This is a genomic window from Flavobacterium sp. ACAM 123 (assembly GCF_000264055.1).
GTDB lineage: Bacteria > Bacteroidota > Bacteroidia > Flavobacteriales > Flavobacteriaceae > Flavobacterium.
Genome location: NZ_AJXL01000103.1, coordinates 1 through 13,922, shown reverse-complemented (window position 1 = coordinate 13,922; position 13,922 = coordinate 1). Strand labels below are relative to the sequence as shown.

General features: G+C 35.7%; 10 protein-coding genes. 8 read left to right on the top strand and 2 right to left on the bottom strand.

The genetic code is table 11. The features are described from left to right. The first annotated feature begins 217 nt into the window (after window positions 1–217). From atpD to A3SG_RS0115060, 6 genes are all read left to right on the top strand, one after another. A complete protein-coding gene (gene atpD / locus A3SG_RS0115085; protein ID WP_016990840.1) occupies window positions 218–1,729 on the top strand; it encodes a F0F1 ATP synthase subunit beta in 1,512 nt (503 codons plus the stop codon). A 73-nt stretch (window positions 1,730–1,802) separates the two neighbouring features. Then, window positions 1,803–2,084: a FoF1 ATP synthase subunit delta/epsilon gene (locus A3SG_RS0115080; protein WP_016990839.1), complete on the top strand. Its 282-nt coding sequence runs from the start codon at window positions 1,803–1,805 to the stop codon at window positions 2,082–2,084. A 191-nt stretch (window positions 2,085–2,275) separates the two neighbouring features. After that, entirely contained in the window at window positions 2,276–3,415 is a 1,140-nt protein-coding gene (locus tag A3SG_RS0115075; RefSeq protein WP_016990838.1) for an aminotransferase class I/II-fold pyridoxal phosphate-dependent enzyme, read from the top strand. 81 nt (window positions 3,416–3,496) lie between these two features. Further along, a complete protein-coding gene (bioD, locus tag A3SG_RS0115070; RefSeq protein ID WP_016990837.1) occupies window positions 3,497–4,114 on the top strand; it encodes a dethiobiotin synthase in 618 nt (205 codons plus the stop codon). Between the two features lie 162 nt (window positions 4,115–4,276). Continuing rightward, the gene (gene bioA, locus A3SG_RS0115065) at window positions 4,277–5,548 is read left to right on the top strand and encodes an adenosylmethionine--8-amino-7-oxononanoate transaminase (RefSeq protein WP_016990836.1); all 1,272 of its coding nucleotides are present in this window, start codon (window positions 4,277–4,279) and stop codon (window positions 5,546–5,548) included. Between the two features lie 162 nt (window positions 5,549–5,710). Beyond that, a complete protein-coding gene (locus tag A3SG_RS0115060) occupies window positions 5,711–6,865 on the top strand; it encodes a beta-ketoacyl synthase N-terminal-like domain-containing protein (protein ID WP_016990835.1) in 1,155 nt (384 codons plus the stop codon). A gap of 325 nt (window positions 6,866–7,190) precedes the next feature. On the opposite strand, the gene A3SG_RS0115055 is transcribed toward A3SG_RS0115060, so the two are convergent. Continuing rightward, a complete protein-coding gene (locus tag A3SG_RS0115055; RefSeq protein ID WP_016990834.1) occupies window positions 7,191–7,661 on the bottom strand; it encodes a regulatory protein RecX in 471 nt (156 codons plus the stop codon). A 271-nt stretch (window positions 7,662–7,932) separates the two neighbouring features. Between A3SG_RS0115055 and A3SG_RS22470 the strand changes: the two genes are divergently transcribed. Continuing rightward, a complete protein-coding gene (locus A3SG_RS22470) occupies window positions 7,933–11,751 on the top strand; it encodes a T9SS sorting signal type C domain-containing protein (RefSeq protein ID WP_016990833.1) in 3,819 nt (1,272 codons plus the stop codon). A 328-nt stretch (window positions 11,752–12,079) separates the two neighbouring features. Here the strand turns inward: A3SG_RS22470 and A3SG_RS22760 are convergent, their stop codons facing one another. Continuing rightward, entirely contained in the window at window positions 12,080–12,208 is a 129-nt protein-coding gene (locus A3SG_RS22760) for a hypothetical protein (RefSeq protein ID WP_016990832.1), read from the bottom strand. Window positions 12,209–13,224: 1,016 nt separating this feature from the next. On the opposite strand from A3SG_RS22760, the gene A3SG_RS20065 reads away from it, so the two are divergent. After that, window positions 13,225–13,922 (top strand): hypothetical protein (locus A3SG_RS20065; protein WP_035664216.1); only part of this gene is annotated, 698 nt, incomplete at its 3' end.

Here is a 13,922-nt window from a genome sequence, read left to right as displayed (position 1 = left end):
GTCGAGAGGTAAGTGGTTTTTGCTTTTTTTTAATACCCTATAGGGACAGGTTTGCTTTTTTAAAAAAGCTTTTAATTTTTTCCTGTTTTTATATAAAAAATTATTGATTCTTTATTTTAAAAAATTATCTTTGCACACTGATAAAAGTGTCTAATCGATCAGTTTCGGTTGGTTCTATTTCATAAACCCAAATAGCTATTTAATAAATACATAAGTAATGTCAAAAGTAATAGGAAAAGTTGCCCAAATCATTGGCCCAGTAGTTGACGTAGTTTTCAATGGCAAAGATGTTGAACTTCCAAAAATTTATGATTCATTAGAAATCACAAAAAAAGATGGTACTTTATTAGTACTTGAAGTACAATCTCACATTGGTGAAAACACGGTTCGTACCATTTCGATGGACTCAACAGATGGTTTGAGTAGAGGTTATGAAGTAGTTGGAACAGGAAATCCTATCCAAATGCCGATTGGCGCTGATGTTTACGGTCGTTTATTCAACGTAATTGGAGATGCAATCGATGGACTAGGAAACTTACCAAAAACAGGAGAGAACGGAATGTCAATTCACCGTCAGGCTCCGAAGTTCGAAGATTTATCAACTTCATCTGAAGTTTTATTCACAGGGATTAAAGTAATTGATTTAATTGAGCCTTATTCAAAAGGGGGTAAAATTGGATTGTTCGGTGGTGCAGGTGTTGGAAAAACAGTATTGATTCAAGAGTTGATTAATAACATTGCAAAAGGTCACGGTGGACTTTCAGTATTCGCAGGAGTAGGAGAAAGAACGCGTGAAGGGAATGACTTACTTCGTGAGATGTTAGAGTCAGGAATTATAAAATACGGTGATGAATTCATGCATTCTATGGAAAGTGGAGGATGGGATTTATCTAAAGTGGATATGCCAGGAATGAGAGAGTCTAAAGCTACTTTCGTTTTCGGTCAAATGAATGAGCCACCAGGAGCTCGTGCTCGTGTAGCACTTTCTGGATTATCTATTGCTGAGTATTTCCGTGATGGAGCAGGAACAGATCAAGGGAAAGACGTATTGTTTTTCGTTGATAATATCTTCCGTTTTACACAAGCAGGTTCTGAGGTTTCGGCATTATTAGGTCGTATGCCTTCTGCCGTAGGATACCAACCTACATTAGCTACAGAAATGGGAGCGATGCAAGAACGTATCACCTCTACTAACAAAGGTTCTATTACATCTGTACAAGCGGTTTACGTTCCTGCAGATGATTTAACAGATCCAGCACCAGCAACAACATTTGCTCACCTTGATGCAACTACAGTATTGTCTCGTAAGATTGCTGAGCTAGGTATTTATCCAGCGGTTGACCCGTTAGATTCTACTTCTCGTATCTTGACACCACAAATTCTTGGTGATGAGCATTATGATTGTGCACAAAGAGTAAAAGAGATTCTTCAAAAATACAAACAATTGCAAGATATTATTGCGATTCTAGGTATGGAAGAATTATCGGAAGAAGATAAATTAGCGGTTTCTAGAGCACGTCGTGTTCAACGTTTCTTATCTCAACCATTCCATGTTGCAGAGCAATTTACAGGTTTAAAAGGTGTACTAGTTGATATCAAAGATACTATCAAAGGATTTAATATGATTATCGATGGTGAGTTAGATCATTTACCGGAATCAGCATTCAACCTTAAAGGAACGATTGAAGAAGCTATCGAGGCTGGAGAAAAAATGTTGGCGGAAGCTTAAAAATTATAAGTTATGAGTTATGAGTTATTTAAAATTTTGAAAACTCATAGCTCATAATTCTAAACTCATAATTATGTTATTAGAAATAGTATCACCGGAAGCATCATTATTCAAAGGAGAAATAACTTCAATATCTGTACCTGGTGTTGATGGAAGTTTTCAAATTTTAAATAATCACGCACCAATAGTTTCATTACTTCAAAAAGGAACGGTAAGTATTACTGCTCCAAGTTTGACGTTTAGTAAAGAAGTAGCTGCTATGTTTACGAAAGTAGATGAGCAGAATTATACTTTATCTATCTCTTCTGGAACATTAGAAATGAAAAATAATAAAGTAATTGTTTTAGTTGACTAAAATAATTCTATATAAATTAAAAAAGCCAAACAGTAATGTGCTTTTTTGTTTAGAAGCTATTCCAGCCGTTCATTGCAAATTGTTATTCTTTTAAAGACAAAGAATAGGCTTTATTGCTGCGTTTACTTATTATCTAGGCTAAAAAGAAAATTATCACTTGAATTAAGGTATAAATTCCTAAATTTGGCGAGATGGAATTACCGCTAAATCTTACTCTAAAATTAACAGCTCGCGAAGTAGAAAATGCGCTGAGGATACTACCGAAAGCAGCTACTTTGACAGACTTTAGTTCTAATGATTATCTTGGATTGTCGAAAAATCAGGGTATTTTTGAAGAGACACATCAGTATTTAATAGACTATAATCTCACTCAAAATGGAGCGACAGGCTCGCGATTAATTTCAGGTAATCATGCGTTATACGAAACCGCCGAAAATTATATCGCGCAATTTCATCAATCGGAATCAGCTTTATTATTCAATTCAGGTTACGACGCTAATATTGGATTTTTCAGTTCAGTTGCCCAAAAAGGAGATTTGATACTATATGACGAGTTGTGCCACGCTTCCATTCGCGACGGAATTCAATTGTCTAATGCCAAAGCCTATAAATTTATGCATAACGATTTTGAAGATTTAGAACGTTTAATTCTTCGAAATGAAAATACAACTATTTATATCGTCACTGAAAGTGTTTTTTCTATGGATGGTGATACGCCTAACTTAGAAGAAATAGTGTTTGTTTCAAATAAACACAGTTGCTACTTAATAGTTGACGAGGCACATGCGTTGGGTGTTTTTGGTGCTAAAGGTGAAGGAGTAGTTCAATACTTAATTTTACAAGACCACGTTTTTGCTAGAATCGTAACTTTTGGGAAAGGACTTGGTTGCCATGGAGCCGCTATTTTAGGATCTGCAGAGCTTAAAAGCTATTTGGTTAATTTTGCACGAAGTTTTATTTATACTACTGGATTATCCCCTCATTCCGTTGCCACAATTTTAGTCGCCTATTCTTATTTAGATGCACATAGCCAGAGTATAGAAGCGCTCCGAGAGAATATTATCCATTTCAATCAGGAAAAGAATATGGTAGGCTTAAAACAATTATTTGTCAGAAGCAAATCAGCCATTCAATCAGCCATCATTCCCGGAAATGACAATGTGAAAAAGATAGCGAAACAATTACAGCAAAAGGGATTTGATGTCAAGGCAATCTTATCACCTACAGTTCCCGAAGGGCAAGAACGATTGCGTTTTTGTATCCATAGCTATAATTCGAAAGAAGAAATATCGGAAGTGCTGCGATTGTTGAGTACATTTGTATTCGATTAAAAGACTCACAAATTATCGCGAATTTGAATTGTAGAAGTAACTTTGGGACTTTGTGTCTTCGAACTAAAAAACACGTAATGTATGAAACTATTTATAACAGGAATTGGAACCGATGTAGGCAAGACTATCGCATCAGCTATTATTACAGAATCTCTAGAAGCAGACTATTGGAAGCCCATTCAAGCAGGTGATGTAGATAATTCAGACACACATAAGGTGAAATCATATGTTTCAAATGATAAAACAATGTTTTTTCCCAATGCATATTTACTAAATACTCCTGCAAGTCCACATCTGGCAGCCAAGTTAGATGGAGTCACAATTGAATTAAAAAAGATAGTCGAGCCAGATACCGAAAACCATTTGGTTGTTGAAGGCGCTGGAGGACTTTTGGTTCCATTAAATGAAATTGATTGTGTCATCGATTTGATACAGTCTGACTATAAGGTGATTTTAGTTTCTAGGCATTATTTAGGAAGTATTAATCATACATTGCTCTCAATTGAAACGCTTCAAAATCGAAAAATAAAAATTGCAGGAATTGTTTTTAGCGGTACTGAAAACAAGGCGACCGAATCAATTATCCTAAACAAGACGAACATAAAATGTATAGGAAGAATTGATGAAGAGCCTTATTTTGATAAAAATGTAATTCGAGAATATGCTGATTTTTTCCGCGAGAACTTATTAAATCTCTGAATTTAAATAATTTACAGTAGTTTAATAATTGCAGTTGGCATAATACGTTGATTTTTAAAGGACGAATACGAGAGTACAATAGAAACAGACAGATATAATAAAGACAAGCTTTTCTATTGAATCAAGCTTTTGACTTCTAACCGCTTTTCTTATCTTTGCATCATGAACTTAACCGAAAGAGACAGCCAACACCTTTGGCATCCTTATACACAACATAAAACAGCCCAACTTCCTATCGCTATTAAAAGAGGGGAAGGCGCTTTGCTTTGGGACGACAACAACAAAGAATATATTGATGCAATTGCTTCCTGGTGGGTAAACCCCTACGGGCACAGTAATAAATTCATTGCTGATGCGATATACAAACAATTGACGACTTTAGAGCATGTTCTTTTTGGAGGATTTACTCATGAACCAGCAGTGCTTTTGGGAGAGCAATTAATAGAGATCCTTCCAGGTAACCAAAAGAAAATATTCTTTTCAGACAATGGTTCCACTGCAGTTGAAGTGGCGATAAAGGTCGCTTTGCAATATTTTTTCAACAAAGGCGAAAAGAGAACCACCATCATTGCATTCGAAAACGCCTTTCATGGAGATACTTTTGCAGCCATGGCGGCAAGCGGAATCTCTTTTTATACGCAAGCTTTTGAAGGAATGTTTATTGAGGTCGTACGAATTCCCGTACCAGTAAAAGGAACAGAGGCAGTTAGTTATGATGCGTTAAGAGAAAGAATAAAGACAACTAATTGTGCCGCCTTTATTTATGAACCCTTAGTACAAGGAGCGGCGGGAATGGTAATGTATGAACCGGAGGCATTAGACAAATTAATCCAAATTTGTCAAGAAAATAAGGTACTTACAATTGCTGATGAAGTGATGACCGGTTTTGGAAAAACGGGAAAAACTTTTGCGACAGATTATCAAACTGAAAAACCAGATATGATGTGTTTGTCAAAAGCGTTGACAGGAGGGACAATCCCTATGGCAATTACTACCTTCACTCAAGAAATTTTTGATGCTTTTTATGATGATGATATCAATAAAGCACTATTTCATGGACATACCTTTACAGCTAACCCCACAGGTTGCGCAGCAGCGCTGGCTAGTTTAGCCTTGTTGAAAACGGATGAGATGCAAGCTAATATAGTGCGGGTGAATAAGAATCATCTAGAGTTCCAAAAACAGATAGAAACACACCCAATGGTCTTGACCACTCGCGTATTAGGTGTTATTTTTGCATTGGAAATTAAGACTAAGGACAATGAGAGTTATTATGGTACGATGCGGAATAAGTTGTATGCTTTTTTTATCGAAAACGGCATTATCATGCGACCTATCGGGAACATAATCTATATTTTACCTCCCTACATCATTACTGATCCACAATTGCAAAAAATATATCAAGTAGTGGAAGAGGCTCTTGAAATAGTTTAAATTTGGAGCTAATCCTGCTATGCATTACAATCTTTATTTCCTACTTAAAGACAGGAGGAAATAAAGGATTTTCATTGCTATCAGGGCTATAAAAAACACATACAAAAAACAAATTAGTATAAGTCGGCACCGTTGTTTTATGCTATCAAATCAATAAATCTTTTGTCTCAAATAATATCTATAACGGCACTTTCTTCTGTATCACCTTTAGGTAACGATCCTAAGACAATCTGGGAAAGCTACCTTGACCCAAAACATTTTTTTACCAAACATTTTTTAGATAAAGCCGAAACTTTTGCCGCTGCCTTAGATGCAGATTCAGCAGCCAAGATAGCGCAATTAAGGGAATCAGATAGTAAATACAGGTCTTTAGATAAGTCGGTCTTGTATGCAATGGAAGCTTCTAGAGTTGCCGTAAAACAAGCGGGATGGAAGGCGGAGGACATATTCGGGATCAATATAGGTTCCTCTCGTGGGGCGACTGATTTATTCGAAAAACACCATCGAGACTATTTGGTTACTGGTAAAGCTCAAACCTTAGCTTCGCCAACAACTACTTTAGGTAATATTTCTTCATGGGTGGCTCATGATTTACAATGTACAGGTCCTGAAATTTCTCATTCCATTACTTGTTCGACTGCACTGCATTCGGTTTTGAATGGTATCGCATGGTTAAAAGCTGGTATGGCAAATAAATTTCTTGTGGGTGGAAGCGAAGCGCCTTTGACTGATTTTACAATAGCGCAAATGCGGGCTTTAAAAATATATGCTAGAAGTGATGACCAGTATCCAAATCGAGCATTGGATTTAGAAAAAAACCAAAACACGATGATTCTTGGTGAAGGTGCCGCGGTTTGTTGTCTGGAAATGGGAAAAAAAGAAAATGCCTTGGCATATATAGAAGGAATGGGATATGCTACTGAAATTTTAGAGCATAATATCTCTATTTCTGCAGAAGCGACGTGTTTCCAGAAATCAATGAAAATGGCCTTGCAAAATACAGACCCTTCTGATGTGGATGTGATCGTCATGCACGCTCCAGGAACAATAAAGGGCGATTTAACGGAATATAAAGCTATTCAGATTGTCTTTGGCTCAAGCCTGCCGTTACTGACTACAAACAAATGGAAAATCGGGCATACTTTTGGGGCTTCCGGGATGCTGAGCTTAGAATTGGCCATCCTGATGATGCAACATGACACTTTTATCGGAGTTCCTTTTACAAAAACTCAGATCCAAACTAAACCCATTAGAAAAGTAATGATAAACGCGGTGGGATTTGGCGGAAATGCGGTCAGTGTTTTGTTGTCTTTTTAAAAGTGAGCACATTCAAAAGCAGAGGGCTTAAAAGGTGAAAACTCGTCTGTATCTGTTTGCCAAAAATAATAAATGAAAAGTCATAATTTAAGATAAGTTTTTATGTATGCCGCCTGAGGGAGAGAGGTTCTCCAAAATAAGTTTGGAATAAACGGAGCATCTATTTTGATAAAAATGGGACAGAATCGTACACCCGATTTCGAGATTTTTTTTCGTACGATACTCGTCTCTGCTAGTGTTGTTGACCCGTGCAATTACTTAATAGAAACAAAGTTTGATTAACTAAAAAAGTACCGATAAGTTTATCTTCAGTTAAAAGCCGACGTCATTCCTGTTCTAGTTCTTTCACCTTCTCATAAACTAAATTACTCTCAAACCCACGTCTTAGTAAATAATCACAAAATTTTTTTCGCTTTTTTAAAGCGTTAGTTTCGCGAATCACTTCCCATTGCCTTTCAGCCAACCTATGAAAAGTAGTACCATATTCCTCTATGGTAATTTCTTTGAGTGCCAAGTTGATATTGTAGGTCGTAATCTTGCGGAATTTCAATTCATTTACGATTCTAATTTTTCCCCATTGCTTGATGCGGTGTTTTCCCCTGGCAAAACTACAGGCAAACCGACTTTCGTTAAGGAAATTAGAGCCAATTAGACGGGCGATAATTTCATCGATTTCTTCAGAATCTAGTTTCATGCTTCTCAGTTTAGAGACTACTTCTTCATGACATCGTTCTTGATAAGCACAGTAATGCTCAATTTTGTTTGTAGCGTCTTTTATGGAATAAACCTCTTTCATTTAAAAAGTATAATTGAGTATTTAGCGTAATTAAAAAGTCAAATGTACGCATTTATCAGCAAAGGAATCTGGATCTATATTTGTCAGTGTATATTTATTAAATGTATCTAACTATCAGATTTTTAAGTATATAAATAGACGAAAAGTGCTGTTAAACGTTAAAATATGCGGATAATCGACATTATTTTTTTTTCTAATATTTTTACGTTTTTTTTGCTTGATAATTGACCCTTTTGTGGCGATAAAACTACTATTTCTAATAAGAAGCTTTATGAAAACAAAATTACCCAGATCTACTATTTTTACGCTTTTAATACTGTTGTTTGCTTTTGTTGGAAATGTTAAGGCTCAATGTTCCATAATTGGAAATAATAATGCAAGTGATTACAGCTGTAGTAAGGTTAGTCCAAGTACTAGTGCTCGGTTGAGCGGTTGCACTGTTGTAACTATAGGAGACGGAACTACATTCACCATTTTAGCTATGAATGTTGACTTGGACCTTACTTGCTTAGGTCCGATATTATTTGTTATTAAAAGTTCTGCTACTCTCGATTTTGATGCAGGAAGTAATAAAAATTTGCAGTTAGCTGCAGGATCTTCGATAGTTATTGAGCCCGGCGGGAGTTTAAAATCTATTACAAGTTGTGGTAACTCAGATTTAATCACAATTGGAAGTATAAAAGTAGCGTCTTGTAATGCAGGGAATGCATTAGTTAATTTTACAACTTTCGTAAGCAATGGTGGATATAGCTCAATTGATGCAACTGGAAGCCCAACTTCTGCTTGTGGTCAAGGATCTTTTACACTCACGGCAACAGCGAAGCCTTCAATTGGAGCCACTTACAAGTGGTATGATGCAGCAAGTGGAGGAAATCTTTTATCAGGGACGAGTGCTTCAAATTTATATGATACGGGAATAATATCAACTACCAAGACTTATTACGTAGCAGCTTCATACACGTCACCCGATGCTTATACTACGATAAGGAAACCGGTTACAGTAACTGTCAATCCAATCCCTACAGTTGTTATTACTATGCCTGTAGCAGTTTGTTCGCCATCAACAGTAGATTTAACAGTTGCAGGGATTACTTCAGGTTCAACAGCTGGATTGAGTTATAGCTACTGGAGCGATGGTGCGGCAACAACTTCCTATGCTACGCCATCAAAAGCCGGAGCAGGTACGTATTATATCAAAGGAACCACTACAGCTGGATGTTTTGATATCAAACCAGTGACAGTAACAGTGAATCCATTGCCGAATAATCAATCAAGTGATGGTTTTAAGGGGAATATAATATGTCAGGGTGGCGGTCCGCTATTGACCTTTAATGCTGATAATTCTACCTCACCACCGTATCTTATTACGTACAGCAACAACCTTAAGCGAACAATAGTTTATCAAGTTTCAATTACTACAACTGGTGCAGTTAGTTTTATTCCGGGAGACAATCCAACAAGCAACTCAGATTATACACTACTTTCAATAACTAGTGGTGGTTGTCCAAGAACTACAGGGTTCAATAAAGATACTGCTGAAATAAGATTCCGCCCTATACCTACTGCAACAATAAGTGGTACAACAACTGTTTGCACAGGTAGTACGTCTCCTAACATTACAATTACTAATCCTCAAACTAACCAAGTAACCGTAACTTATTCTATAAATACGATACAAACTTCTGTAGATATTGCTGCTTCGGCGCAAATAAGTATACCAGTATCAACAACTACAGCAGGAAACTTTACTTATCAATTGATTAGTGTGGTTTATAAATTTTCACCTACTTGCTCTAGTGCAATATCAGGACAAAGCGCAGTTGTAACCGTAACGGCGACTGTTGGAACACCAACTGCAATGACTATTTCCGCGGGAACACAGCCCACGTGTCAATTAGCAAATGGAAGTACAACTACAACCTATGCTACAACTGCGACTAACAATACAGGTTATAGCTGGTCATTGAGTAATCCGTCAGCAGGAACCATAAATGATACTACAGGTGTAATGACATGGGCGAGTGGTTTTTTCGGCTCAGTAGATATCCAAGTTACTGCAAACGGTTGCAATGGTCCATCATCACAAGTAACACGAAATGTGGTAGTTAATCAAAATCCAGCCACACCAACAGTAGGAACGATAGCCCAGCCTAATTGCGTTGTGGGAATAGGAATTTTTACAATTACAAATTATGATCCTTCGCATACATATACATTTTCTCCATCTACTGGAGTAAATAGAACAGATGCAGTCGTAACAGCTCCTCCTGGGGATTATACTATTTCGGCTTCTAAAGGCAGTTGTATATCATCAGTTTCTGCATATGTATCCATTCTAAATAATGTAATACCAACTACCATATGGAAAAACATAAGCTTAGGGGTTCTTGGTTGGTCTAATGGCTTTCCTTCAATAAACACTAAACTTGTTTTTGAAGCAGCATATAATTCTAGTTTAGATACAAATGTTACATCAAGTCTGGGTGAAATTCTAGGATGTTCTTGTGAGGTTAAGGATAATGTACAGGTAACTATTTATCAGGGACATACATTAAAAGTAGTGAATGAAGTTAAAGTTGTAGGTAGTGGTACGCTGATATTTGAGAACAATGCCAGTTTAGTTCAAATAAACGATACTGCTATAAATTTAGGCGATATAACATACAAAAGAGCGATTCCTGCAGGTATTCTAAACACAGATTACGTGTATTGGTCTACACCGGTTGCAAACTCTAAATTGGCAGCAATACAAACGAGTACTTTATATTATTCGTTCAATGCTCCAAATAACTCATGGACAAGAGTAGATGAGACTACGCAAATGAAAAATGGAGTTGGGTATATAGTTAGAGGAGCAGGAAAAGGTGGGACTATTTTAGTACCGGCTCTCTCTCTTAGAACTGCTGTTTTCAAAGGATTAGCAAATAATGGTGTCCCAATGGAAAACAACGTAGTTGCTGGAAAAAATAATTTGATAGGGAATCCTTATCCTTCGGCTATAGATGCGGATAAATTTTTAACGGAAAATAGTGGAGTTCTGGATGGGACTATTTATTTCTGGACTCATAACACTGCAATCCAGTCGAGATTAAATATCCTTGCTACAGCAGGTTCAGGTGCATTAGCTTATACTTCAAATGATTATGCTTCTTATAATATAACTGGCGGTGTTGGTACAAATGCTGAGGCCATAAAAGCGATAAGCGCACCTACAAATGATATTAATAACTATAAACCCACTGGAATAATTGCTGCTGGTCAAGGTTTTTTTGCTGGCAGTAAGGGTAATGGTAAAGTAAGGTTTAACAATAGTATGCGACTTGTAGGCGGAGCTTTGGGAGTAAATAATTCACAGTTTTTTAAAATACCTGAAAATCCAAAAAGCGGTAGTTCAATTGAAAAAAACAGAGTTTGGTTGAATTTAACGAATAGTGGCGGAGCTTTTAAACAAACCTTGATTGGTTATGTAACAGGAGCCACAAATGGTTATGAAGGTATTTATGATGGTGTGAGTTTTAATGGAAATCAATTTATTAATTTCTATAGTATTAATCAGAATACAAATTTTGTGATCCAGGGAAGAGCCTTACCATTTGATGAAAATGATAAAGTGCCTTTAGGATATAAAACGACTATTGCAGGTGATTTTAAAATCGCTATCGGGGAAGCCGATGGTTTTCTTATCAATAAGAAAATTAATTTGGAAGATAAATTATTAGGTAAGATTCAAGATTTAAGTGAAGCGCCTTATGTCTTCACGACTGAAGTAGGTACTTTTAATGAGCGTTTTGTTTTGACTTATGCTACTAAAACGGCAGCGTCAACTATAACGTTGGGAACGGGAGATTATAAAGAGGCAAGCGAAGCAATTCTAATTTCCAATAAAAATAAAGAAATAAAAATTAGTTCCTCAACAAATGAAATCGATAAAGTGTTTGTTTACGATTTATCAGGTAGACAAATTTATATGGCATTAAAGGTGGAGAAGAATGAATTAATCATTAATAGCATAATATCCAGTGAGCAGATGTTAATCGTAAAGGTGGTATTACAAAATCAAAGTACAGTAAATAAGAAGATTATGCACTAAAGGCTGAATATCGATTTTCTAAAAAGCCCCATCATGCTATTTCAGAATGGGGCTTTATTTATGCCTTTTTATGCAACATTCTATCAGTAGAAAAATATACAATTACAATAATCTGCAAACTCCTAAAAAATAGAATTTTTGAAGCATGATTTGAATTTATTAGTTTATTTGTGAAAAAAAATTGAGACAGAAGTGGTTATAATAAAATTTTTTAAAAAGCTGTCGATCGAATAAAAATAGAATTTATGGAGTCATTTACGGTAATTGGTATTAGTATTTAAAAACCAGTCTTTAATCAGTTTTTCAGGTCTTTAATTCAATTGCAATTCTAATTTTCATCAAGTCTTGATGCGGTATTTTCTCTGGCAAAACTACTGGTAAACTGCCATTTGTTAAGGAAAGTAGAGCCGTTTAGATTGGCAATAATTTCAGCAATTACTTCAAAATCTAGTTTCATACTTCTCAGTTTAGAGATTACTTCTCCATGACAGTGTTTCTGATAAGCGCAGTAGTGTGATAATTTATTTGTTATGTCTTTTACGGGATATTCTTCTTTTATTTTAAAAGTATAATTGAATATTTAGCGTAATAAAAAAGCTAAAGCTTAGTAATTATCAAAAAGGTAGTCTAGACGTATAATTGTGAATGTATCCTATTTAAGGTTAGTTATTTATCCGGTTTTGTTTAAAAAAAAGTAACAACCCGTCGTTTAACGTTAAAAAATGCTGATAATCGGAATTATTTTTTTTTAAGTTTTATTTTACTGTTTTTTTGCATTCAAAAATTCCTTTTTTATCCGATAAATACCACGATTTGTAGCAAAAACTTCCATGGAGATAAAATTATTTAAATCTAGATTTTGTAACACTCAAATAATGTTGTGGCTTTTTAGGGTGTTTGCACAGTCAGTTGGCGATTATCTTTCAATTAAAACTAGCAATTCGAATAGTAGGAAAAGTTAAGAATACTATACGGTTAATGGCAAGGATACTACAACAATAGATCAAGGGTATTTTGGGGAGAAATCAAGGACAACTACCGTCATGGTTTATTGCTTAAAATCTAAAAATGGGTATCTCATTCAATAAAGGGACCGCTTGGAAAAACAATGGAAGGGATTTAATAATGAGCAAAGGTTTTTACAAAATACATTAGATTCCAATAATATTTTATAATAAAAAATATGATAAAAATTAACTTCGGTAAAAATATAGTGTTAAGAAAAAAGTTTTTTCAACTTGAAAATACTGGTAATTAAAATTTCTTTTTTTATTTCTGTTCTTAATAATTTCAAATTTTGCTTTTGGGCAAACTACACTTTTTCAATTTAATTTTGAAAGTAGTACTGCAGTAGTTGCTCCAAATCAAAATAATACTTGTGGGACTCCAAAATTAGAATTATTTGTAGCTAATAACGGGGTTGCAGTTGGAAGTATAGTAACTCCTAGTTGTGATGCAAGTATTGACAATCGGATGCTAGTCGCAAATAAATGGAAAAATGGCGAGTATTATCGTATAACTGTAAATACATCTGGATATGAAAATTTGAAACTTTCTTATTGTAATAAAGGTGATACTGGAATAGGGAATTTTATTTGTTATATGATTACAGGTGGTCTTTTGACCGAAATAAAACCTTCTTATACTATACCCACAACGAGTACTGCATCAGGAGATATCAATTTGCCTATTGCTGCGAATAATCAGGGATTGGTATATTTATTGATACAGAAAGACGGAGACGCCAATAATCCTCAAAACGATTTTTTCCTTGATGATATAACCTTGAAAGGTACTCCATTAGCAGATGGAGCCGTAAAAGGAGGAACAATAATTTGTTCAGGGAACACTAGTGGACCGTTGACACTAACAGGTAATACCGGAGCTGTAGTAAGATGGCAATCTTCGTTAGACGGATTTGCTACAGCGGGAACCGCTATAGTGAATACTACTAATAATTATACTTCAGGAGCTTTAACGGTGACAACTCAATTTAGAGCGGTGGTTAAAAGTGGTACGTGTCCTGAAAGATATTCTGCAGCTACTACAGTAACGGTGAATCCAAAACCAGCTATAACAGCTATGACTAATGCAGCTTGTAGTGGCGTTGGCTTTACTTCAACCCCAGTTAACACGACCAATGGCGTAGTACCAACAGGTACAACTTACAT

Coding starts and splice junctions, on each gene's coding strand:
- atpD (WP_016990840.1), top strand. CDS start 218: ATGTCAAAAGTAATAGGAAAAGTTGCCCAAATCATTGGCCCAGTAGTT.
- A3SG_RS0115080 (WP_016990839.1), top strand. CDS start 1,803: ATGTTATTAGAAATAGTATCACCGGAAGCATCATTATTCAAAGGAGAA.
- A3SG_RS0115075 (WP_016990838.1), top strand. CDS start 2,276: ATGGAATTACCGCTAAATCTTACTCTAAAATTAACAGCTCGCGAAGTA.
- bioD (WP_016990837.1), top strand. CDS start 3,497: ATGAAACTATTTATAACAGGAATTGGAACCGATGTAGGCAAGACTATC.
- bioA (WP_016990836.1), top strand. CDS start 4,277: ATGAACTTAACCGAAAGAGACAGCCAACACCTTTGGCATCCTTATACA.
- A3SG_RS0115055 (WP_016990834.1), bottom strand. CDS start 7,661: ATGAAAGAGGTTTATTCCATAAAAGACGCTACAAACAAAATTGAGCAT.
- A3SG_RS22470 (WP_016990833.1), top strand. CDS start 7,933: ATGAAAACAAAATTACCCAGATCTACTATTTTTACGCTTTTAATACTG.
- A3SG_RS22760 (WP_016990832.1), bottom strand. CDS start 12,208: ATGAAACTAGATTTTGAAGTAATTGCTGAAATTATTGCCAATCTAAAC.